The organism is Bounagaea algeriensis (assembly GCF_054491375.1).
This window is the reverse complement of sequence record NZ_CM137102.1, coordinates 2,668,408-2,690,072: the sequence shown is the minus strand read 5'-3', so window position 1 is coordinate 2,690,072 and position 21,665 is coordinate 2,668,408. Positions and strand designations below refer to the sequence as shown.

The 21,665-nt window shown below is 70.1% G+C and carries 18 protein-coding genes; 7 read left to right on the top strand and 11 right to left on the bottom strand.

Annotated features, from left to right (window positions below):
* Positions 1-311 precede the first annotated feature (311 nt).
* The 4 genes from ACVGV2_RS12080 (at position 312) to ACVGV2_RS12065 (ending at position 3,984) form a co-directional block, all read left to right on the top strand.
* Positions 312-440, top strand: a complete 129-nt coding sequence (locus ACVGV2_RS12080) for a hypothetical protein (protein WP_459162475.1) — start codon at positions 312-314, stop codon at positions 438-440.
* A complete protein-coding gene (locus ACVGV2_RS12075; RefSeq protein WP_459162474.1) occupies positions 437-1,972 on the top strand; it encodes a sodium/proline symporter in 1,536 nt (511 codons plus the stop codon). The genes ACVGV2_RS12080 and ACVGV2_RS12075 overlap by 4 nt, the downstream gene beginning before the upstream one ends.
* The gene (locus tag ACVGV2_RS12070; RefSeq protein WP_459162473.1) at positions 1,969-2,475 is read left to right on the top strand and encodes a hypothetical protein; all 507 of its coding nucleotides are present in this window, start codon (positions 1,969-1,971) and stop codon (positions 2,473-2,475) included. Before ACVGV2_RS12075 ends, ACVGV2_RS12070 begins: the two co-directional genes overlap by 4 nt.
* Before the next feature lie 492 nt (positions 2,476-2,967).
* On the top strand, positions 2,968-3,984 hold the full coding sequence (locus ACVGV2_RS12065; RefSeq protein ID WP_459162472.1) for a class I fructose-bisphosphate aldolase: 1,017 nt from the start codon (positions 2,968-2,970) through the stop codon (positions 3,982-3,984).
* A gap of 370 nt (positions 3,985-4,354) precedes the next feature.
* On the opposite strand, the gene ACVGV2_RS12060 is transcribed toward ACVGV2_RS12065, so the two are convergent.
* The 3 genes from ACVGV2_RS12060 to ACVGV2_RS12050 all read right to left on the bottom strand — a co-directional run bounded on the left by ACVGV2_RS12060 (position 4,355) and on the right by ACVGV2_RS12050 (position 6,744).
* Entirely contained in the window at positions 4,355-4,795 is a 441-nt protein-coding gene (locus ACVGV2_RS12060) for a TIGR03618 family F420-dependent PPOX class oxidoreductase (RefSeq protein WP_459162471.1), read from the bottom strand.
* Between the two features lie 165 nt (positions 4,796-4,960).
* Complete coding sequence (locus ACVGV2_RS12055) at positions 4,961-5,722, bottom strand: SDR family NAD(P)-dependent oxidoreductase (RefSeq protein WP_459162470.1); 762 nt, start codon at positions 5,720-5,722, stop codon at positions 4,961-4,963.
* A 20-nt stretch (positions 5,723-5,742) separates the two neighbouring features.
* Positions 5,743-6,744 (bottom strand): acetamidase/formamidase family protein, encoded by a 1,002-nt coding sequence (locus tag ACVGV2_RS12050; RefSeq protein WP_459162469.1) that lies wholly within the window; start codon positions 6,742-6,744, stop codon positions 5,743-5,745.
* A gap of 435 nt (positions 6,745-7,179) precedes the next feature.
* Here ACVGV2_RS12050 and ACVGV2_RS12045 point away from each other — a divergent pair, with 435 nt between their 5' ends.
* A complete protein-coding gene (locus ACVGV2_RS12045; RefSeq protein ID WP_459162468.1) occupies positions 7,180-8,208 on the top strand; it encodes an alpha/beta fold hydrolase in 1,029 nt (342 codons plus the stop codon).
* A gap of 10 nt (positions 8,209-8,218) precedes the next feature.
* On the opposite strand, the gene ACVGV2_RS12040 is transcribed toward ACVGV2_RS12045, so the two are convergent.
* The 5 genes from ACVGV2_RS12040 to ACVGV2_RS12020 form a co-directional block, all read right to left on the bottom strand.
* Positions 8,219-9,196, bottom strand: a complete 978-nt coding sequence (locus ACVGV2_RS12040; protein WP_459162467.1) for a carbon-nitrogen hydrolase family protein — start codon at positions 9,194-9,196, stop codon at positions 8,219-8,221.
* 97 nt (positions 9,197-9,293) lie between these two features.
* A complete protein-coding gene (locus tag ACVGV2_RS12035) occupies positions 9,294-10,655 on the bottom strand; it encodes a phosphotransferase family protein (protein ID WP_459165969.1) in 1,362 nt (453 codons plus the stop codon).
* Between the two features lie 63 nt (positions 10,656-10,718).
* The gene (locus ACVGV2_RS12030; RefSeq protein WP_459162466.1) at positions 10,719-11,999 is read right to left on the bottom strand and encodes an acyl-CoA dehydrogenase family protein; all 1,281 of its coding nucleotides are present in this window, start codon (positions 11,997-11,999) and stop codon (positions 10,719-10,721) included.
* A 30-nt stretch (positions 12,000-12,029) separates the two neighbouring features.
* Complete coding sequence (locus tag ACVGV2_RS12025) at positions 12,030-13,622, bottom strand: long-chain-fatty-acid--CoA ligase (RefSeq protein ID WP_459162465.1); 1,593 nt, start codon at positions 13,620-13,622, stop codon at positions 12,030-12,032.
* Positions 13,623-13,817: 195 nt separating this feature from the next.
* Positions 13,818-14,945: an ROK family transcriptional regulator gene (locus ACVGV2_RS12020; RefSeq protein WP_459162464.1), complete on the bottom strand. Its 1,128-nt coding sequence runs from the start codon at positions 14,943-14,945 to the stop codon at positions 13,818-13,820.
* A gap of 90 nt (positions 14,946-15,035) precedes the next feature.
* On the opposite strand from ACVGV2_RS12020, the gene ACVGV2_RS12015 reads away from it, so the two are divergent.
* Positions 15,036-16,322, top strand: coding sequence for a DUF1479 domain-containing protein (locus ACVGV2_RS12015; RefSeq protein ID WP_459162463.1), 1,287 nt, complete (start codon positions 15,036-15,038; stop codon positions 16,320-16,322).
* Between the two features lie 91 nt (positions 16,323-16,413).
* Here the strand turns inward: ACVGV2_RS12015 and ACVGV2_RS12010 are convergent, their stop codons facing one another.
* From ACVGV2_RS12010 to ACVGV2_RS12000, 3 genes are all read right to left on the bottom strand, one after another.
* Positions 16,414-17,613: an MFS transporter gene (locus tag ACVGV2_RS12010; protein WP_459162462.1), complete on the bottom strand. Its 1,200-nt coding sequence runs from the start codon at positions 17,611-17,613 to the stop codon at positions 16,414-16,416.
* A gap of 227 nt (positions 17,614-17,840) precedes the next feature.
* Entirely contained in the window at positions 17,841-18,956 is a 1,116-nt protein-coding gene (locus tag ACVGV2_RS12005; protein WP_459162461.1) for a Gfo/Idh/MocA family protein, read from the bottom strand.
* 143 nt (positions 18,957-19,099) lie between these two features.
* Entirely contained in the window at positions 19,100-20,332 is a 1,233-nt protein-coding gene (locus ACVGV2_RS12000) for an ROK family protein (protein ID WP_459162460.1), read from the bottom strand.
* Positions 20,333-20,551: 219 nt separating this feature from the next.
* Between ACVGV2_RS12000 and ACVGV2_RS11995 the strand changes: the two genes are divergently transcribed.
* Positions 20,552-21,664 (top strand): Gfo/Idh/MocA family protein, encoded by a 1,113-nt coding sequence (locus tag ACVGV2_RS11995; protein WP_459165968.1) that lies wholly within the window; start codon positions 20,552-20,554, stop codon positions 21,662-21,664.
* Position 21,665: the final 1 nt, after the last annotated feature.

Sequence of the window (21,665 nt, the reverse complement as noted above, 5' to 3'; positions counted from 1 at the left end):
GCGGCACCGGCGAAACCGGACTGCGCCGAGGTGGCCATCGGGATCGCGCAGGTAGCAACGGATCTCGGCGTTGCGGTCGATCGGTTCGGCGCGGGAGCGCCGGTCCGACGACTCCGCCCGAAGTGCGGACTTCGCGCGGTGGGAGTGGACCGCTCACCGAAATCCGCTCATTGACGCGCGGATCGCACCGCGCTCTAGGATGCGCGTGATCGAGGGGGATCGGTGCCATCGGCGAAGGGGAGCTCAACCGCGGACCGGCCAGCATCGACGAGTCCCCTCCGCCGCAGACGGACACGTGGAGGGACCTGGCCATGTTGGGGCTGCCGATCACCACGGTCGCCGTGATCGCCGGGGTCGCGCTGTTCTGGGTGCTCTACACGGCCGTGTTCGTGTGGCGCACCCGCCACTGGAAGCGCGAGGACGAAGGGGGTCACCGGTGAGCACCGAACTCCTCTTCCTCATCCTGTACTTCGCCGCGATGGCGGGCATCGGTGTCGCCACCATGCGGATGGGCTCCGGCGGGGCCGAGGACTACCTCCTCGGCGGCCGCACGCTGGGAGCGCCCGTCACGGCACTGCGCCTGCAGAGCTCGTCGATGTCGGGCTACATGTTCCTGGGGGCCGGCTCCCTGGCGTACACCCAGGGATACTTCGGGATGTGGTACGCGCTCGGCGATCTGGGCGGCGGCATCCTCAACCTGTCCGTCCTCGGCCGGCGGATGCGCAAGCTCTCCCAGATCCTGGGGTCGATCACCTCCATCGAGTACCTGGAGCACCGGTACCCGTCGCGGTGGACGCGGATCGTCGCGGCCGCCATCGCCCTGTTCTGCCTGTTCTTCTACGTGCTCTCGCAGTTCATCGCGGGCGGGCGCGGCCTGGAGATGGTCACCGGCGTGCCGTACCCGGCGGCGCTGCTGGCCGCCATCGGCATCATCGTGCTCTACACCTTCCTCGGTGGTTACCTCGCCGTCGCCTACACCGACTTCGTGCAGGCCATCGTCATGCTCGTCGGCGTGCTGTGGATCCTCATCGCGACGCTGACCGCGGTGGGCGGGCCCACCGCGGGCCACCGGAAGGTCGCCGACATCGACGAGACCCTGCTGACGATGTGGGGGCGGGGCCTGCAGCACCAGGGCGAGTGGGGCCTGGTGCTCGGCGCGCTGCTGGTGTTCTCCATCGGCTACATGGGCTGGCCGCACGTCGTGGTCAGCCACATGGCCATGAGGAGGCCCGGGGAGGCGCGGATGGCCGGGGTCTACTCGATGGTCTTCAACCTGCTCTTCATCCCCGCTCCCTACGTCGTCGGTGTGCTCGCCCTGGTGGTGGTGCCGGGCCTGGCGAACCCGGAGCTGGCGATCTTCGCCACCGCCGACGCCGTCCTGCCCGACTTCGCCGTCGGCATCGTCATGGCGGCGATCATGGCCGCGATCATGTCCACCGCCGACGCGCTGCTGCTGCAGGGCGGCACGATCGCCAGCCACGACCTCTTCGCGCGGTTCGTCAGGGCCGACCTCACGCAGCGGCAGCGGGTGTGGGTCTCGCGCATCACCGTGCTGGTGCTGGGAACTGTCGGATATCTCATCGCGGTGAACGACCCGCCCGCGGTGGCCGCGGTGGTCATCTTCGCCACCACGATCCTCGGGGCGGCGTTCGTGCCCGCCTACGTCGCCGCCGCGTGGTGGCCGCGGGCCAACACCGTCGGAGCCGTCAGCTCGATGGTCGCCGGCACCGCCGCGGTGGTCCTCTGGATCGCCGCCGGCCTCGACTCCCTGCTCGGCATCGACGCGATGGCGGTCGGAATTCTGGCGTCCACATTGGCCATGGTCATCGGCAGCCTCGTCACCGCCCGGTCCCACCCGGTACCGCCGCGCGTGCGGGAGGCGGTCGCGGAAGCGGGCAGGGCAGGTGCGATCCCGGCCGGCATGCTGGCCGACCAGAACCACGACCTGGCCGGACAGGTGCCCCCGCGATGACGGCCCGCGCACTGCCCGTCCGCGTCCCGGCGCAGGAGGCGGTCGACCTGTGCGCACGACGTGCACCGCGCGCGCAGGTCGCCGACGCCGAACTGCACTACCACCCGTTCGTCGCCGTCGCCTTCGATGTGATCCGGACCAGGAGGGGCCTGTTCCGGCGTCGGGCGTCCGGCACTTCGCCGTCCCGCCGCGTCCACGCCCTCGTCGACGCCGTCGGAGGCCGCACCTACCTCACCGAGCCGTGGCCGGAACTCGAACGGCACGACGGCTTTCCCGGCCCCAGCGGCGACATCACCACCGTTGAAGCCGTCCGCCGCGCCACGGCGGCCGTGTCGACCCAGCTGCTGCGGGGTCGGCGTCTGCTCGATCCCGGTGTTCTCCAGCAGGCCGGGGTCATCGACCGCGTGTGGAAACCCAACTGGGTGGTTCCGTTGGTGCACCGGGGACGACAGCTCCGCGTGCTCGTCGACGGCATGAACGGCAGCTACTACGTGTCCTCGTGACGAAGGCCCGCCGCGAAGGACCACCGCGCGGTTGCGGTGCTCGGCGGTGCTCCGTCCGGTGCGCGACTGCCACGAAGCGGTTTCCGCCGCGGGGAGCCGATCGCTGCTCTCGGCCCTTCCGCAGAACGGGAACGGTTCAGTCGATGCGGCCGTGCCCGGGGTGAGCGGACGGGCACCGGGCACATCCGCGGCCCGTGCCGGTGCGCGCGCCGATCCACGGCTGCCGAGAACGCCCAGCGCAAGCGGGGTTCGTCCCGATCAACCTGCTTTGCTGGTGCCCCGTCATCGCCTGCTCCGCGGGCAGGTACCGGCGGGTTTCGCCGACCGGGTGACACGGCAATTCCGCGAGCGGGGCAGCAGTGGGCCCGGCGGGGCGGTGGTCACCGGCAGCCGGGGTGCGCTGATTCTGGTAAACAAGCCAATACCCTCGACGACGCACCTGCACCGACGCAGGTGCGTCGTCGCCGTGACAACACCGCAGGAGGAGAGCACATGCCGAGGGAGGACATGCGGCTTGCCGCGCAGCAGATGGTGGCGCCCGGCAAGGGGATCCTCGCCGCCGATGAGAGCACCGGCACGATGAACAAGCGGCTCCAGGGCGAAGGTCTCGACACCACCGAGGAGGTGCGCAGGCAGTACCGGGAGCTGATCGTGTCCACCCCGAAGCTCGGTGACTGGATCAGCAGCGTGATCCTCTTCGACGAGACGGTCCGGCAGACGTCGCAGGACGGCACTCCGCTGTACCAGCTCGCGATCGACAACGGCGTCACCCCCGGCATCAAGGTCGACAAGGGCGCGAAGCCGCTGGCTGGCAGCGCTGAGGAGAAGGTCACCGAGGGGCTGGACGGACTTCGGGAGCGCCTCGAGGAGTACGCGCAGCTCGGGATGAAGTTCACCAAGTGGCGTGCCGTCCTCGACATCGGCGAACAGCGCCCGAGTCCGCGGGCCATGCACGCCAACGCGCACGCCCTCGCCCGCTACGCCGCCCTGTCGCAGGAGGCGGGGCTGGTTCCGATGGTCGAGCCCGAGGTGCTCATGGACGGGGACCACTCGTTGGAGGCTGCTGAGGAAGCCACCACCAGCACGCTGCGGCGGGTGTTCGACGAGCTGGCCGGCCAGGGCGTCGAGTTCGAGTCGATGATCCTCAAGCCGAACATGGTCGTTGCGGGCAAGGGCAACCCCGTGCAGCCCAGCGAGGGCGAGATCGCCGACGCGACGGTGCGTGCGCTGCAGCGCACGGTGCCACCGGCGGTGCCGGGGATCGCGTTCCTCTCCGGTGGTCAGAGCGACGAGACGGCCACCGTCAACCTGAACGCGATCAACCAGCGCGCCCCGTTGCCGTGGCAGGCCACCTTCTCCTTCGGCCGCGGGCTGCTCGCACCCGCACTGCACGAGTGGGCGGGCAAGAGCGAGAACGTGCAGCGGGCGCAGGAGACGCTGGCCCACCGCGCGCAGCTCAACGCGGCAGCGCGGGACGGGCGCTACGAGCCCGGCCAGGAGCGGGGCTGAACCGCGGCCCGAACCGATCCCGGACCGCTGCGGTGATCAGCACCGATCGTTCACCGCATCCGGCCCGCGGATGAGTGCCGGGCCTCGCACGGTTCGGCCTTGCGGCCGGTGCACCTCCGCGCTCCGAGCGGCGGAGCAGGTGCACCGGCCGCATGCGCAGGCCCGGGGCTCGCTCGGCGAGCCCCGGGCCCGACTTCGCCGTGGTGGCGGTGGCTCGTTGCCCGGCGGACGCGATGGTCGTGCCGGGGGTGGTGCTGCGGTGGAGCGCTGGGGAGAGCAGGCGCGGGACAGCGCTGCCGCGGAGCTGCGCGTCGACGCCGGGACGCCTCATCGGAACGGCCCCGTCGACGGGTGGCGCGTGTCCGCGGGATCACACGCCGTAGACCCGCTCCGGAGTGACCAGCACGGCGGCCCGCTGTTCACGGGCCATCACCCGGTCGTACTCCTGCCAGTCGTCGTGCTCACCGCCCGCGGCGGTGAAGATCTCGCGCAGCAGCAGCCGCAGGCGCTCGGCGTCCACGCCCTCCAGCGGATCTGCGGGCCCGGCGATGTCCGCGCTCCCCTCGACGGTGATCCACGACCAGCTCGCGCGGAAGGTCAGCGCCGTGCGCGGCCGGGCGCGCAGGTGAGCGAGCTTGGCACGCCCGTAGGTGGTGAAAGCAGCGACGGGGCGGTCACTCACCGGATGCCGGAGGATTCCCGCGTTGACCACCGACGACTGGATGCTTCCGTCCGCGCGGGTGGTTGCCACGACGGCCAGGTGGTTGTCCCGGGCGGCGAGCTTTTCGGCTGCTGCGAGATCGGTTGCCATGGCGACAGTATTGCCGCCTGCCGCGGTGTCCGCACGGTTCTTTCCGCCTCGGCCAGGAGGTGCGGGAACAGCACCGCGACGCCCGCCCGTCCCGGCTCGTGCTGCCGTTCACCCAGTGCGAGGCGGGGGAGCAGCAGTAGCCGAAGTGGACGCTCCGCAGCGGAGTCAGAACTGCACTCCCCTGGTCAGCGCGCCGTCCACGAGGAGGTTGGACCCGGTGGTGAAACTGGCCGCGGGGCTGGCGATGAACGCTACGCTGCGCGCCACCTCCTCGGGGGTAGCCATCCGGCCGGTGGGGTTGAGCGACAGCGCGTGCTGGAAGAACTCCGGGTCGTCGGCCTCCATGTTCCCCCAGATGCCGCCCTTGAAGTAGGTGTTGCCGGGTGACACGCTGTTCGCGCGGATTCCCCTGCCCGCCAACTGGTGCGCCAGGCCCTGCGTGTAGTGGACCAGGGCGGCCTTGAACGTGCCGTACGGTCCCGCTGCGAAGTCGACCTCCCGGCCGGAGACGCTGGAGATCGTCACGATCGATCCCGCTGAACTGCGTTCCAGGTGCGGCATCGCGGCGTTGACCAGCCGGACGGTGTGCATCATGTCCACGTCGAAACTCCGCTGCCAGTTCCGCTCCTCGTCGCTGATCGCCAGCGCGCTGACGTTGGCCACGACGATGTCCAGTCCGCCGAGGTCGGCGGCGCTGTCGTCGACCCACCGCCGCAGGCCGGCTTCGTCGGCCACGTCAACCGCGCGCCCGCTGACCGCGTGCCCCGCGCCGGCGAGCAGTTCGGTGCACGCGGTGACGTCCGCTTCGGTGCGCGCGCAAAACGCCACCGAGGCGCCCTCCTCGGCCAGCGTGCGCACGATCGCGCGGCCGTTTCCCCTGGTGCCACCGGTGACCAGGGCGCGCAGCCCGTCCAGTTGCAGATCCATGGCCACTTCTCCCCGTCGGGTCAGGTGATGGTTGCAGCCAATTCGCGCAGGTGCCGGTGCATCCCGCCGTACGCCTCGGCTTCCGGCAGCAGCGCCTTGGCGACCTTGGTCGCGGCGCTGTAGTTCGCGTCGACCACGTTCGCCAGCGGTGCCTGGCTGATCTGGGTCAGCAGCTGGTAACCGTCCAGCCTGTCCAGACCGCACAGCTCGCCGAACCACGTGATCATCTCGACTTGGCTGGCACGCCAGGCGTCCTCCAGCGGCCGACTGGAACCGATCACGATCAAGTGCTCGTCGGATTCCAGCCGGGGCCACGCGGGGGCTCCGCCCTTGATGAGCTCGACGAGCACCGTCGCGTGCATCGCCCCCTCCACCGCGGTGCCGCACGCCTCGCCCTCGCCTTGGCGGTAGTGGCCGTCCCCGACGGAGAACAGGGCACCCTCCACGTTGACCCCGAGGTAGCAGGTGACCCCGGCCCGCATTTCGGGCGTGTCCATGTTGCCGCCGAAGGAGTCCGGCACCAGCGCAGAACGGGCTTCACCGCCGGCCGGTGCGACGCCGACCGTGCCGAGCATCGGGGCCATCGGTAGCTCCAGCCGGTGCCCGCTGGCCTGCGCGGCGAACTCGACGGTCCGCCGCTGGCTGTTCACGTGGTAGATCCAGGTGCGTTCCGGCAGCGGATCCTGCAGCGTCGCGGTGCGCGGGGTGTTGGTCAGCCCGCCGAAGAAGGGAATCGTGGTGGAAGCGCCCCAATCCCGCGCCGGGGACAGGTCGACGAAGTGCAGCGCCAGCGTGTCTCCCGGTTCCGCCCCCTCCACGTGGAACGGACCGGTCTGCGGATTGACGTACGGCAGGTTCAGCGCAGCGCTCGGCGCGTCCGAAACGTGGCGCAGTCGGCCGCAGAACGCGTCCTCCGTCCACAACCGCAGTAGCGACCCGGGCTTGACCCGATGTGTCGGTGCCGCACCGCCGAAGGTCCAGGCGTACTGCTCGGGCCGAGGGCTGTACTCGATGACCTCCATCAGCGTTTCCTCCCACCGCAGCAGTGATCCGCGGCCACGACCTGCTCGTCGCTGGTGCGAGCCTGCGCCGTGCGCTCCGGCAGCCGCAGGCGTCGAGGTCCTCCTCGGCCAGGACCGCGTTGGGGCGCTGCCCGTCATGCTGCCGCGCGCCAGCAGCGCGGACAAGCTCGGACGAACTCGTACGAGGTGGCGCGTCCGGCGGGAACACCAGCTCGCAGCCCGCGAGCGCCCTGCCCGGCGACCGATGCGCTGCGAGGACGACGCTGCGGGGGAGTGCAGGTGGGACCGGCCGCGTACCACACCGGGCTTCGTCGGTTGGTGATGTTGCTCGGTGCCGGCGAGACTGGTCGGTGCGGAATGCCGCCCGAGGTCTGCACCGGTCCCGAGGCCCGGAGCGAGACGCCGAACCGTCGTTACTCCGAAGGAGGTACCGACATGCCGCCTCCCACCGACTTCGAAACTTTCGACCTCGGGGACCTGCGCTTGGCCGGTGGAACGACGCTGCCCGGGGCGAAGCTGGCGTACAAGACCTTCGGCGCGCTCAACGCCGACAAGTCCAACGCCGTGCTGTTCCCGACCTGGTTCTCGGCTTACCACACGGAGAACGAGTGGTTGATCGGTGCGGGCAGGACCCTCGATCCGGAGCACTACTTCATCATCATGCCCAACCAGCTGGGCAACGGGCTCTCCTCCGCGCCGAGCAACACGCCCGACCCGTTTCGGGGGCCCGACTTCCCCGTGCTGAGCTTCCGCGACCAGATAGCCGCCCAGCACGCGTTCATCACCGCGCACTTCGGCATCACCGAACTCGCGCTCGTCCTCGGCTCTTCGATGGGCGCCGCGCAGACTTACCAGTGGGCCGTCAGCCACCCCGAGATGGTCGCCCGCGCCGCCCCCATCTGCGGCTCACCGAAGACCAGCGAGCACAACCAGGTGTTCCTGGCCGGTCTGCGTGCTGCCCTGACCGCGGACCAGGACTTCGCCGGCGGCCGCTACCATCCCGACGAGCCCCCGACCGCCGGCCTGCGCGCCTTCGCCCGCATCTACGCCGGCTGGGGGCTCTCCCAAGCCTTCTACTGGCAGCAGTCCTATCGGGACCTGGGCTTTTCGGACCTCGAGGAGTTCCTCACCGGCTTTTGGGAGGCGTTCTTCTTCGACGGGCGCGACCCCAACAACCTGCTCGCGATGCTGCAGGTGTGGAACGCCGGCGACGTCGGGCGAACGCCCGGCTTCGACGGCGACACCGAGGCCGCGCTGCGCTCCGTGCGTTGCCCGCTGATCGACATGCCGTGCCGCACCGACCTGTACTTCCCTCCGGAGGACGAACAGCACTGGGTGCAGTTCGTCCCGCACGGCGAGGTCCGCGTGATCCCCAGCATTTACGGCCACTTCGCCGGTCTCGGATACGACCCCGATGCCGCCGCGTTCATCGACCGCGGGCTCGCGGAACTCATGGCGCGGTGAGCGTGCCGGATCAGACCTCACCGCTGCCGGTCCTGCCGGTGTTCGGGGTGTGCGAGGTGGTCACCGGTCGTTGCGGGCGTTGGTCGACGTGCAGTTGGAAGACGTCCGGGCGCGAGTAGTGGCCGGTGGCGTCGAAGTCGTAGGTCCCCTCGGCGATGCGCCCCCGGTCGAGCTCTGCCCGCAGCACGGTCGGCCCCTGCGTCGCCGGCCCGGCGAGGATCTCACCGAGCGGGTCCACGACGACCGAGGCTCCCCGGCTGAGCACCGCATCACTGGCCAGTTCCGGATCGAGGGGGTAGTGCGCGGGATAATCCGACCGTCGGGCGAACTGGTTCGCAGCGAGCACGAAGCACCGTCCTTCGCAGGCGATGTGCTGCATGCTCGCCACCCAGCTGTCCCGCGGGTCCGCGGTCGGCGCGCAGTAGAGCTGCACGCCCTGGGAATACATGTGCATCCGCATCGCGGGCATGTAGTTCTCCCAGCAGATCACGGTGCCGATGCGACCGATCGTGGTCTCGTGCACCGGCATGGTCGATCCGTCGCCGAATCCCCACACCAGCCGCTCGGCCCCGGTGGGCATCAGCTTGCGGTGCTTGCCCAGCAGCTCTCCCGCGGCGCTGAAGGTCAGCGCGGTGCAGTAGAGCGTCCCTCCGTCCCGTTCGACCACGCCGATGACCAGGTGCGTGCCGTGCCGCGCAGCGACCGCGCCCAGGCGTTCGGTGGCCGGGCCGGGGACCTCGATCGCGTTCTCCCAGTACTCGCGGTAGAGGCGCCGCCCCGCCGAGCTCCGGTTCCCGACGGTCGCTCCGAAGGTCACGCCTCGCGGGTAGGCGCCGACGAAGGCCTCGGGAAACACCATCAGGTCGCAGCCGTCGCCGACCGCGTCCGCGGCGAGCCGGTCGACTTTGTCCAACGTCGCCGCCAAGTCGAACGCGACCGGCGCGTCCTGGACCACGGCGGCTCGCACGAGTGGTTCGGACGTGGGCATCGGGCTTTTCCCTCCTGCTCCTCGGGTGCGCGGTGGGTCTGCGTTGGTGGAAGTGGTTGTTGACCGGACTTCCCGGCACGGTCCGGACGTGGCAGGGTCAGCTCGGGTGGTCGAAGTAGCGCGGGTTGGCCACCAGCAGCCGGTCGGTGACCGCCGCGCGCGCCGCAGCGAGCGCGTCCGGGTCGTCGGGCGCGAGCTCGCCGGTGCGCAACGCGCTCGCGAGCTCGGCCTGCGTGTTGAAACCGAGCGCGGCGAGCCGCTCGCCGTGCCCCCGTTCCAACGCGGGACCAAGCTCCAGCTCCCGTTCCACGGTGTCCAGCACGTTCGCCGCGACACGGGTGTGAAAGCTCAGCCAGCCTTCGGTCGAGGGCTGCACCTGTTCGCGGAGGAATTCGCGTACCGCGGCCACCAGCTCGGTCGTGCTCGGCTGGCCGTGCAGGTCCGAAACCGGCGCCGGGTCCGGGCGCTGCGGCGTGCCCGTTTCCGGGACGCCGAGCGCGAGCAGCAGGTCGTGTTCCTGCTCGCACACCCGGCGGCCCACTGCGGCGAGTTCCACGGACCGGGTGCTGCCGTCGAGGTGGCGCTCGGCCTGCCTGCGACAGCCCACTGCCCACGACGCGGTGCCGTACACCTGCCACCAGTGCACCGCACCGGGGTCCGGACGGTGGCCGGACTCCTCGATGTAGCCGTCGAACAGCTGCTCGAGGGTGCCGAAACCGCCCACGGGCGGTGCCGCGCCGAACCGCCAGGTTTTCACGCACAACCAGCCGAGGTCTTCCATCGGATCGCCCCGGTGCACCCGTTCCCAGTCCAGCACGGCCCGCAGCCCGTCCGGGTGCACGATCAGGTTCCCGTTGCGGAAGTCGCCGTGCACCACGGTGTCCGCCGCTGGTTCCGGCCGGTTGGCCCGCAGCCAGTGCAGCGCGATCTCCACCGACGGCAGCGGTTCGCCCAACGAGTCGTAGGTCTCCACCAGGGCCTGGAGCGGATCGGGCCGGTCGAGGCCGGGAACCGAGCCGACCGGGACCTGGTGCACCCGGGCAATCACCCGTCCGAGTTCGGTGGCCAGCGTGTCCCGCACCTCGGCGAACTCCGGGTCTCGCAGCAGGCGGCGCGGGATCGTCTGCCCGTCCACGTGCTCGGTCAGCACGTAGGGCGCGCCCAGCACGGCCTCGTCGGTGCCGTGGTCCAGCAGCTGCGGCACCGGTACACCGGCCTCGGCGGCGGCGTGCAGCGCCGAAGCCTCCAGCGCCATCGACTCCGGCCGGCCCTCGCCAGGTGGGTCGCGGCGCAACACCAGACGCACCGGTTCACCGCCGCCCGGCTGCGCTTCGAACTCCCAGGTCTGCCGACTGGCCCCGCCGCTGAGCCGGTGCAGACCGTTGATGCCGATCCGGGTGCGCCACAGTTCACCGAGCCTGTTGGCGAGCTGGGCCGACAGCTCCTCCGCGTCACTCATCGCGGTCACCAGTACTCCCGGAGCACCGGCGCGTGCTCAGCTCGCCCGGCGCGCGCAAGCCCGTCATGCCGTGTCCTGCCGTTGGTTCGCTGCTCGCTTGTGCGGACCCGCGTACCCGAACAGGTAGCCCGCCACCTTGCGCATCTGGATCTCCTCGGATCCCTCGGTGATCCGGTAGCGGCGGTGGTGCCGGTAGATGTGCTCGAACGGGGCGTGCCTGGTGTAGCCGATCCCGCCGTGCACCTGGATGGCCTGGTCCGCCGCCTCGCACACCAGCCGGTTCGCGCGGTAGTTGCACATGGAGACCCGGTCGCTGATCTCCAGGTGGTCCACGCGGTCCAGTTCCCACGCCGTCTTGCGCACCAGGTTGCGCACCAGCTCGGCGTCCGTCTGCAGCTCGACGAGTGGCCACTGCACGGCCTGCTTGCTCGCCAGGGGTTGGCCGAACGTGGTGCGCTCGCACGCGTATTCGACGCTGCGATCGATGCAGAACTGCGCGGCACCGACCCCGGAAGCGGCCTGGCGGATCCGGTTCTCGTGCACGAACTGCTGGGCCACCGCGAGACCGCCGCCCACCTCGCCGAACACGGCGGAACCCGGCACGCGGACGTCCTGCAGGGTCACCTCGGCGTGATCGGTGGGCATGTTGAACGTCCACCAGTGGAAGTCCACCGAGAAGCCCGGCGCATCGGTCGGCACGATGAACGCGGTCACGCCGTGCGCCTCACCGTCCGATCCGGACGTGCGCGCGAACACCACGTCGTGCGTGGCCGAGTGCATGCCCGAATTGAACCGCTTGGCGCCGTTGATGATCCAGTCATCACCGTCGCGGACGGCGCGGGTTGCCAGCCAGGTCGCGTCGCTGCCGTGTTCCGGTTCGGTCAGGCCGAAGGCGACGCGCTTGCGGTGCGTGATGACGTCCTCGATGAACTCCTCGCGTTGGTCCTGCGTGCCGGACGCGAGGAACATGTGCACGAACGGGAAGTTGCCGACCACGGAGGACTCGTTCTGCAAATCGTTGTGCAACCCGAGACCCTTGCGCGCCAGGTGTTCGCGGATCACCGCCATGTCCAGGTTCGAGCCCCCGCTGCCACCGACTTCCTTCGGCAGCCCGTAGCGCAACCAGCCCGCGGCATCGGCGCGCCGGAACATCTCCCCGAGGAGCGCCTCCCATTCCGGCCGAGGGGTGCCGCCGGCCTCGAAATCGGTCCGGGCGTACTCCCGCCGGTGGTCGAAGAAGCGCTCGTTGTCGTCCTGCTCCTGCAGAGGTCGAATCTCCTCGTCGATGAACGCATCCAGGTCGTCGAGGCGCTCGCTGAGTTCATCGGGCAGTTCGAAATCCATCTTCTCTCCTGAACGCTCGCCACCCAGTTATCACGACACCCGCCTGTCCGCTGCCCGCTCGCGCAACCGGAACTTCTGCACTTTTCCGGAAGCGTTGCGCGGCAACGCATCCGCGACCACCACCGACGTGGGTTTCTTGTACGACGCGAGCCGCTGCCGGCAGTGGTCGAGCACTTCGTCCTCACCGGGCGGGTCGTGCGGATCCACCGGCACCACCACGGCGCGGGGCGTCTCCGTCCAGCGGGGGTGCGGCACGCCGATCACCGCCGCTTCGGAAACCTTCGGGTGGCTGTCGATCGCGGCCTCCACCTCGGCGCAGTAGATGTTCTCGCCACCCGAGACGATCATGTCCTTGCTCCGGTCGACGACCCGGATGAAGCCTTCCTCCTCGCGAACGCACAGATCGCCGGAGTGGAACCACCCGTCGGCGAAGGAGTCCGCGGTGGCTTCGGGGTTGCGCCAGTAGCCCTGCATCACGGTGGGGCCGCGGTACACGATCTCGCCCACCTCCCCGTCTGCGACGTCGTTCCCCTCGGCATCCACGATTCGGGCTTCCACGTTCACCACGGGTTTGCCGACCGAGCCCATCTTGCGGACCGCGTCCTCACCTCGCAGCACGCAGGTCACCGAACTCATCTCGGTCTGGCCGAACATGTTGAAGTTCGGGATTCCGGGAAAGGTCTCGGCCATCGCCTCCAGCACGGACGGCGGCGCGACCGCGGCACCCCAGGAGATCCGGCGCAGCGCCAGATCCCGCTCGCGGATGTCGGGGACCGCGCAGATCTCCTTCCACTGGGTGGGCACGAAGTAGCACGACGTGACCTGCTCGCGCTCCATCAGGTCCACGACCTCGGCCGCGTCGAATCCGCCGGACCGGAGGATGATCGAGGTTCCCCCGGACATCAGGTAGAACAGGATTCCGTTCAACCCGCCGATGTGGAACAGCGGCAACCCGGACAGCCAAACTTCGTCGTCGCCGGAGATGCCTTGCGTGATCATGATGTTCGCGCTGTTCATCGCGAGGTTGAGGTGGGACAGTACCGCCCCCTTGGGGCGCCCGGTGGTGCCCGAGGTGTACATGATGAACGCGGGCTCGTGCTCCGCCACGTCGATGTCCAGCGGTTCCGCGCTCGCGTTCGCCACGGCGTGCTCGTAGGGCTCGGCTCCCGGACCCGCTTCGGCCTCCGCACCGCCGGTCACCAGCACGGTGCGCAGTCCGGACAGGCCGGCGCGAGCGGCCGCGGCCGTGCTGGCCATCTCGTGGTCCACCACCAGTGCGGCGGGTTCCGAGTCGGCCAGTACGTAGTTGACCTCGTCCGCGACGAGCCGGAAGTTGATCGGTACCGCGATCGCACCCAGGCGGCAGGCGGCGAGGTAGCTCTCCACCACCTCGATCCGGTTGGTCATGTGCACCGCGACTCGATCGCCCCGCGACACGCCCCGGTCCGCCAGTGCGCGGGCGAGGCGGGTGACGCGCTCGTCCGTCTCGGCGTAAGTCCGTCGCACGTCGCCGTGCTGGAAGGCGATTCGCTGCGGGAAGCGTCGGGAGGCACGGGCGAGCTGCTCCCCGTGCGACATCCGGCGGGTGGACGCCACGCTGGCGCCGGCGTCGTTGCTCGGCATGCGCGATTCCTCCCCACGCTGGTCGAAACAGCAGCTGACGCGGCCGAGCCGCAGCTGGACTTCCGCCGCCCGGCTACCGCCGGTTTGCTGCTGCGGCTGATCCTCGGCTAGTTCTCCGTGAGAGTGAACGACTTTTCACAGAACTTACGACGTTCCACGGCCGCCCTACAAGGCGCAACCGGGCGACGGCCGGCCTCACGCCGATCGCGGTGCGGCGACGATGCGGTCCCGCAACTCCGCGACGGCCTGGGCGCGTGCCCCCGCGACTTCGGGCGCGTCGAGCTGTGCCGGGCGTATCGGGACGGTGCGTGGCGCCGCGTCGAAGCACTCCTCGATCGCCTGCAGCATGGCGGGTTCGGTGCCCCACGTCCCACCGATCACCGCCAGACGTGGATCGACGAGTGCGACCACGGCCGACAGCGCCCCGGACACGGCGCGTGCGAGCACCTCGCGTATCCGGGTACCAGCCGCATCTCCCGCGGTGATCGCAGTGCGCACCGCGTTGTCGTCGATCGCGGTGGAGCCGGCGCGGCGGAGGTCGAGGCTGGCGAACACTTCGGTCAGCGGCATGGCGCGGGCGTTCGGCCCCGCCGTGCTGAGATGGGCGATCTCCCCGGCGAGCCCGTGCTGTCCCCGGCGCACTTCGCCGTCGGTGACCACGGCGCAGCCGAGGCCCTCCCCGAGGTGGACGTAAGCGAAGTCGTCGATCCCGGCCGCGCAGCCCGCCTCGCGCTCGGCGCGTGCCGCCCAGTTCACGTCGTTGTCGACCTGTACCGGTCCGTCCACCACGCCTTGCAGGACGGCCGGTGGGTCCAGTTCGCCGACGAGGAACGGCGCGTCCGGTAACCGCACGACCCTGCCGGTGTCGCGGTCGACCGGGTCCGCCACGCTCACCGCGGCGCAGCGGAGCCGGCTGGCTCGCGCGCACGTCGCAACCGCAGCCGCGAGTGCTTCGGCCGCGGCCGTCGGGCTGAGTGCGCTGGGCAGTTCTTCCGCGGCCTCGGCGACGACCCGCCCGAAGGCGTCCACGACCTCGGTCAGAACACCGCAGGGCCGGATCGTCGCAACCAGCGCCGCCCCGCAGTCGGCGGCGAGCGTGTAGTAGGAACCCGCGCGGCCGCGCCCCGTCGTGCGCTGCCCGGTGTCGACCACCAGGCCCGCCTCGCTCAGCCGGCGCACGCTCTCCGAGATCGTCGGTTTGGAAATCCCCGTGCGTGCTGCGATGTCGGTCCTGGTCAGCGCTCCCTCCGCCATGAGCGTGCGGAGCACGTGCTCGTCGGTCAGCGAGCGCAGCAGTTGCAGCGAGGGCTTGGCGGCCGCCATGGCCCGAAGTTTAGTCAGGAGTCTTGCCCGAGGTGTGGCCAGGCGCTACCGTGCAGAATAAGTTAGGACTCCTACTCAAAGGAGATCGACATGACCCTCGCCCACACGCCCGTGCCGGAGCTGCCGCACTGGGAGACGACCCCTGCGGACCTGACCGCGGCGATCCGGCGGGTCAAGCCGGCGCTGCGAGCGCGCATCGAGGCCTCCGGCCGCAGCATCGAGGAGGTCTTCGCCGCCGTCGAGGACCGCGTCGCCGCACGGGTGGCCGAGATCCAGGCCGACGGGGAACGCGGCGAAAGCGTCTGGCCGGTCGTCGACTACGCCGACATCGCGGGCGGCAGCGTGAGCACCGCCCAGCGCGACAAGATCGCCCGGCGCGGCTGCCTGCTCGTGCGCAACCACTTCGACCGGGAGCAGGCGCAGGACTGGGATGCGGACATCGTCGACTACGTCGAGCGGAACCGGTTCTTCGAGAACTACGCCGGGCCTGGCGACGACTTCTTCGCCAGCGTGGACTCCACACCCGAGATCTACCCGATCTACTGGTCCCGCGCCCAGATGCAGGCCCGGCAGAGCGACCGGATGGCCCGCGTGCAGTCGTTCCTCAACTCCTTCTGGAAGCACGAGTCGCACGGTGCGCGGTGGTTCGACCCGGACCGCAACGCGATCTACCCTGACCGGGTGCGGCGCCGCCCGCCGGGCACCGACTCCGGCGGGCTCGGCACGCACTCCGACCCGGGCACGCTCGACCTGTGGATGACCCGCCACTACCAGCAGGCCTTCGGCCACCTCTTCGACGGCACCGCCGAGGAGCACGACCCCTGGGACCCGGCCTTCCGCACGGAAGGACCGCAGTACGCCGGGTCCACGATGTGTTCGGCCTTCCGGACGTTCCAGGGTTGGACGGCGCTTTCGGACATGGACCACGACCAGGGCGTGCTGCACACGGTGCCGATCCCGGAAGCCATGGCGTACCTGATGCTGCGCCCGCTGTTGCCGGGGGTGCCCGATGACGACATGTGCGGTGTCACCGTGGGCCGGACCTTCCCGGTGAACGAGAAGTGGCACGCACCGTTGCTGGAAGCGCTGACCGGCATGCCGGACGTGCGTGCGGGCGACTCGGTGTGGTGGCACTGCGACGTGGTCCACAGCGTCGCGCTCGTGACCGACCAGCAGGGCTGGGGCAACGTCATGTACATCCCCGCCGCGCCGTGGTGCCCGCGCAACGAGGAGTACGCGAAGAGCGTGCGGGAGGCCTTCCGCACCGGCTCCAGCCCGGCCGACTTCCCGCCGGAGCACTACGAACGCGACTGGGTGGGCCGCTTCACCGAGGAGGAGCTCAACGAGAACGGGCGACGTGGCCTCGGCATGGCGTGAATCGCCGCGGACCGCCGCTCGCCGGTTCCCCGCAGCTCTCGGGCGCCGCCCGCAGCAGGGTGCTCGGATCGTCCGCTGCGGGCGGTGCGCGTCATCGCGCTGTCCTGATGAACCGGACCACGACGGCACCCACCGCGGCGAACAGGCCGGCGCCGAGGTAGAGCGCCGTGTAGTTGCCGCCTCCGCCGATGGCCAGGAAGATCGGGGCGAGCACGGGACCCACCGTTTGCGGGAGGGCGCTGGCGATGTTGAACACGCCCATGCCCTTGGCCGCCTCGGTCCCGCTGCTGGGCAGCACGCTGGCCACGAGCGCGTAGTCCACGCCCGCGTAGATTCCCTGACCGATGCCGGCGATCGTCACTCCGAGGATGAATCCCGCCACCGAATGGGAGAAGGCGATGACGAACATTCCGAGTCCGAAGAGGACGGCAGCAGCCGCGATGAAGACCTTGCGGCGCTGCACGCGGTCGGAGACCCAGCCGCAGATCGTGCTGCCGAGGGTGACGGTCGTGGCCAGCACGAGCATCGTCCACAGCAGGATGCCGGCAGCTTGCGCACTGCTGTAGCCGAGCCGGTCGATGAGGAAGTACGTCTTGTAGGTGTTCAGCAGTGCCCAGGCGATCCACACCAGGAACCGGCTGGCGAAGGCCCAGGCGAAGTCGGAGTGTTCGACCGGGTTGATCCACAGGCTGCGCGGAACGTCCATCCAGGACCGTCGTGGCAGTTCGGCCCGTGTTTTCGGGACCTCCTTGAGGTAGCAGGTGAAACCCACCAGGAAGGCCAGGCCGACGGCGGTGGGGATGAGGAACATCCCGATTCCCGACGTTCCGGTGAACTGGATGAGGAACGTGCCCGCAACCTGGGCGATCTGGCTGGTCATGCCCATCAGGCCCGAGACCCTGCCGCGCCGCTCGTCCGGAACCCGTTCGGGAAGCAGGGCGACCATGGCCGCCAGCGCGGCGTTGAGGCTGATCTGGGTCAGGCACCACCCGAGGGTCACGACGGCGATGTTCGGTGCCGTGCCGATCACGAGCAGTGCGGCAGCGCCGAGCACGGCTCCGCCGAGCATGAAGGGCCGGCGCTGCCCGAAGCGCGAGGTGCAACGGTCGGACAGGTGGCCGAAGACGGGATTGGCGATCACGGCGAAGATCGCCCCCGTGCCGGTGACGATCGCCAGTGAACCGGTCTTGCCCGCGGGGTCGAGTTCGGCCACGCGCAGCGAGAGAGTGACCGAGGACGGGGTCATCAACGCGACCCACAGCCCGAGCATGGCCAGGATGTACAGGGTCACGAAGCGAATGCCCACCGGTTGACCGGTCAGCTGGATGAGGCGTTCGGGCGAGCTTTCGGCAACGCCATGTCTGCGTTCGGGGCTTTCCGGCAGGGGCGGTTGCGCAGGCGAGGTCACAGGTGACTCCTTCGTCGGTGCCGTCGGCGACGTCAGCACCGGCTGCGCAGAGCCGTGCGGCGAGCCGGCGCTGGCTGGAGGTGAGGAGGGTTCCGTTGCTGCCGGCCGCGTCAGGCGGGCGAGTGGGAGCCGCGCACGGGGGCGGGGCGCTCGACCGTGCTCGTGACGGAGGTGGAGCCGGCGGACACGGCGCGGCTCCGCAGGGCGGAGAGCACATCGAGGACGTGGTAGGCGAAGTCACCGCTGGCGCGGTGCTCGTCGCCGGCGAGGTGCGCGGCCAGGTCGACCACGCCCAACGCGCGGAAGGGATGTGGTGGATCCGGGGTGGTTCGTCCGATCACCGGGGGAAGTTCGGCCCAGGCGTCGTCGGTGCGCCGGCGGATCAGCACCGGCTCGTCGAAGCGGTTGGGGTCCGGGACCTGCAGCGTGCCGTCGGTGCCGTAGATCTCCAGGTGCGGCAGGGTGGTGTCCCAGACGTCGAAGCTGTACATCGCGGTGGCCAGCACGCCGGAGGCGAACTGCAGGACTGCGGCGGCGTGGGTGTCGACGGTCACGTCGACGTGGTCCACGCGCCGGTTGGTTGCGGTGACTTCGAGTGTGTCGTGTGCCCTGCTGGTGGCGCCGACGACGTGGGAGACGGGGCCGAGCAGGTTCACCAGGGCCGCGACGTGGTACGGCCCGAAGTCCATGACCGGACCTCCGCCGTCCTGGTAGAGGAAGGACGGATCGGGATGCCACGTCTCCGCTCGGGAGGATCGGACGAACGAGGTGGCGGCGAACGGTCGTCCGATGAGCCCACCGTCGATGGCAGCGCGAGCGGTCTGGCCGGACGTGCCGAGGAAGGTTTCGGGTGCTCCACCCAGAACCGCGCCGGTTTCCTTGGCCACGACGAGGTTGTCGTGCGCTTCGGTGGTGGTGGCGGCCAGCGGCTTTTCCACGTACACGTGCTTGCCCGCGCGCAGCGCTGCGTTCGTCAGCATCGCGTGTGCTGCCGGTGGGGTGATGTTGACGATGATGTCCACTTCCGGGTCGGCGCAGAGGTCGTCGACGGTTCCCCAGGCCGGGATGTCCCACGCTTCGGCCGCTTGGCGGGCGCGCTTCTGGTCCAGGTCGGCGACGCGCACCACGGGCAGGTTCTCGTAGCGGGTGAGTCCGCGGGCGTAGGCGCGGAAGATGGTGCCGGTGCCGAGGATTCCTACGCGTGCGGGCTGGCGGGCGTCGGTCATGGTGTCTCCACCTCGCGGTTCGTCGGTCAGCAGCGCAGGGCTGCGACCCAGCGAGTCCCCTGTGGACGCCGCTGGTCGGGCGCTTTCCGGACAGAACCGGGATGTGAGACGAAGCACATGATTGGCGTCGAGTTGTGCCGGTGTCAAGCCCCGGGACGGTTCACCAGGCCGTAGATGCCCGGAGGGGACAGGACGCCCTCGATCCCGGCGACCGCGCCGCCGGCGAGTCCGGCCGAGCGGCCGAGCAGGCTGTGTCGCAGTGCGAGGTGTCTGGTGGCCAGGGGCAGGGCCCGGCGGTAGACGACGCTGCGGATGCCGGCGAGCACGTCGTCGCTGGCCACGGTGATGAGTCCACCGAGGACGATCGTCTTCGGGTTGTAGAAGTGTACCAGCATGGCCACGACCTCGCCGAGGGTTTCGGCCGCGGAACGGACCAGGTGCACCGCCGCGGGGTCACCATCGCGGAGAAGCCGGGCGAGATCCGCCACGGAGGATTCCGCGCCGTCCTGCTCCGCGTGGAGGTGGCGCAGCACGGCACCGGCGGAGGCGACGGCTTCGACGCATCCGACGTTGCCGCACTGGCACACGACGTCATCGGCACCGGACACGCGGATGTGGCCGATGTCGCCGGCAGCGCCGTCACTTCCGCGGTGCAACTCGCCGTCGGCCGAGACGACGCCCCCGCCGATGCCGGTGCCGATCTTCAGGAAGAGCAAGGGGGCCGCAGCTGCGGGCAGAGCACGAGCCTCGCCGAGTGCCATGAGGTTGACGTCGTTGTCCACGAGCGTGGTGCAGCCGAAGCGTTCGCCCATCACCTGGCCGACGGGGAAGCTGTCCCAGCCGGGCATGATCGGTGGGCGCACGGGCGCGCCCACCTGCGAGTCGACCGGCCCGGGAAGACCGATCACCAGCGCCTTGACCTCGGCCTGCTCCACCGCGGCCGAAGTGAGCAGGCTGCGGAAGTGCTCCGTCAGCGTGTCCAGTCCTGCTTCGGGTCCGTCAGTGACGTCGAGCGATGCGTGCTGTTCGGCCAACACGGTCTGCCCGAGGTCGGCAATGGCCAGTCGGCTGCTGTGCACCCCGACGTCAGCGACCAGGACGACCCCGGCGCGGGCGGCGAGCCTCAGCCGGTGGGCGGGGCGTCCTCGTCCGCCGTTGCCGGCACCGCCGGATTCGACCACGGCTCCCGCTGCGAGCAGCGCCTCGAGATGCGTGTTCACGGTCGAGCGCGCCAGGCCCGTGGCCCGCACCAGCTCAGCCCTGCTGGCCGCGGTTCCCGAGGCGATCAACCGGGCCAACGAGCTGTACACCAGGCTGCCGTCGGCCCGACCGGACATCGCCGGCACTGCCAACCGGACCGGATCCCAGCTCACCATCCGCGCTCCTGGCTGATTTGTGACCGAATAATGGCTGAAAAGAACATAAATTATAGATCTTGATGGCACAAATCGACCCTGTATATCGTCCATGACGACGGAAATCGGGCGTGAGACACCCGCACTCTTGTCGAACCCCGCGGAAGGAGGCTCTGCGTGAGCCCGGAACCCGCTGCCAACTACGCCGATCGGACGGATCCCGATGCCGGGACCCGCCGGATCGCCATCCTCGGTGCCGGCATGATCGCCTCCGTGCATCGGCGGGCTGCCCTGCTGGCCGGTGCCGAGGTCACCGGTGTGCTCGCATCCTCCCCGGAGCGGTCGCGGCACGTGGCCGAGCAGTGGCGCGTGCCGACCGCCTACGACGGGCTCGACGACGTGCTTGCCGATGACCGCGTCGACGTGGTGCACGTTTGCACGCCGAACGCGACCCACGCGTCGTACGCCGAAGCCGCGCTGCGGGCCGGAAAGCACGTCGTCTGCGAGAAACCGCTCGGTGTTTCCGCCGACGAAGCCGAGCGCATGGCCGGACTCGCCGCGGACAGCGGGCTCGTGGCCACCGTGCCGTTCGTCTACCGCTACCACCCGATCGTCCGCGAGCTCCGCGCCCGGCGGATGGCGGGGGAGTTCGGGGACTGGAACCTGCTCCACGGCAGCTACCTGCAGGATTGGATGCTCCCGCCCGACGCGTCGGGCTGGCGCGTGGATCCCGACTCGGGCGGGCCGTCGCGGGCCTTCGCCGACATCGGCTCGCACTGGTGCGACCTGGTCGAATGGGTGGCCGGTGAGCAGTTCGCCGAACTGCTGGCCGCGACCTCGGTGGCCGTGCCGCACCGGCCCACCGCCGCAGGCCCCTCGTTCGCATCACCCGCGGCGGAGGCCGGTGGCGGAGACCGCGTTGCAGTGTCCACTGAGGACTCGGCGGCCTTGGTGCTGCGCACGGGCAGCGGCGTGCTGGCTTCGGCCACGATCTCGCAGGTCGCCGCGGGGCGGAAGAACCGCTTGTGGTTCGAGCTGGACGGCGCGCGTTCCAGCGCCGTGTTCGACCAGGAAGACCCGGAGCGGGCTTGGCTGGGAACGCCGGACGGAGCCCGTGTCCTCGTTCGCGACCTCGCAAGCGGCTCGGACGAGCAACAGCGCTTGTCGCATCTTCCCGGCGGGCACACGCAGGGATATGCGCAGTGCTTCGAGGCGTTCGTGGCCGACACCTACGCCGCGATCGACGGCGAAGTCCCGGAGGGGCTTCCCACGTTCGTCGACGGACTGCGCTCGGCCCGCCTGGTCGAGGCCGTCCTGACATCCTCCCGCACCGGCACGTGGACGAAGGTGTGAT

What these genes read in the sequence shown, in the direction of transcription:
- ACVGV2_RS12015 (WP_459162463.1), top strand. Translation starts at nt 15,036, where the DNA reads ATGACCCTCGCCCACACGCCCGTGCCGGAGCTGCCGCACTGGGAGACG.
- ACVGV2_RS12060 (WP_459162471.1), bottom strand. Translation starts at nt 4,795, where the DNA reads ATGGCAACCGATCTCGCAGCAGCCGAAAAGCTCGCCGCCCGGGACAAC.
- ACVGV2_RS12005 (WP_459162461.1), bottom strand. Translation starts at nt 18,956, where the DNA reads ATGACCGACGCCCGCCAGCCCGCACGCGTAGGAATCCTCGGCACCGGC.
- ACVGV2_RS12035 (WP_459165969.1), bottom strand. Translation starts at nt 10,655, where the DNA reads ATGAGTGACGCGGAGGAGCTGTCGGCCCAGCTCGCCAACAGGCTCGGT.
- ACVGV2_RS12055 (WP_459162470.1), bottom strand. Translation starts at nt 5,722, where the DNA reads ATGGATCTGCAACTGGACGGGCTGCGCGCCCTGGTCACCGGTGGCACC.
- ACVGV2_RS12025 (WP_459162465.1), bottom strand. Translation starts at nt 13,622, where the DNA reads ATGCCGAGCAACGACGCCGGCGCCAGCGTGGCGTCCACCCGCCGGATG.
- ACVGV2_RS12030 (WP_459162466.1), bottom strand. Translation starts at nt 11,999, where the DNA reads ATGGATTTCGAACTGCCCGATGAACTCAGCGAGCGCCTCGACGACCTG.
- ACVGV2_RS12000 (WP_459162460.1), bottom strand. Translation starts at nt 20,332, where the DNA reads ATGGTGAGCTGGGATCCGGTCCGGTTGGCAGTGCCGGCGATGTCCGGT.
- ACVGV2_RS12065 (WP_459162472.1), top strand. Translation starts at nt 2,968, where the DNA reads ATGCCGAGGGAGGACATGCGGCTTGCCGCGCAGCAGATGGTGGCGCCC.
- ACVGV2_RS12070 (WP_459162473.1), top strand. Translation starts at nt 1,969, where the DNA reads ATGACGGCCCGCGCACTGCCCGTCCGCGTCCCGGCGCAGGAGGCGGTC.
- ACVGV2_RS12045 (WP_459162468.1), top strand. Translation starts at nt 7,180, where the DNA reads ATGCCGCCTCCCACCGACTTCGAAACTTTCGACCTCGGGGACCTGCGC.
- ACVGV2_RS12040 (WP_459162467.1), bottom strand. Translation starts at nt 9,196, where the DNA reads ATGCCCACGTCCGAACCACTCGTGCGAGCCGCCGTGGTCCAGGACGCG.
- ACVGV2_RS12050 (WP_459162469.1), bottom strand. Translation starts at nt 6,744, where the DNA reads ATGGAGGTCATCGAGTACAGCCCTCGGCCCGAGCAGTACGCCTGGACC.
- ACVGV2_RS12020 (WP_459162464.1), bottom strand. Translation starts at nt 14,945, where the DNA reads ATGGCGGCCGCCAAGCCCTCGCTGCAACTGCTGCGCTCGCTGACCGAC.
- ACVGV2_RS12080 (WP_459162475.1), top strand. Translation starts at nt 312, where the DNA reads ATGTTGGGGCTGCCGATCACCACGGTCGCCGTGATCGCCGGGGTCGCG.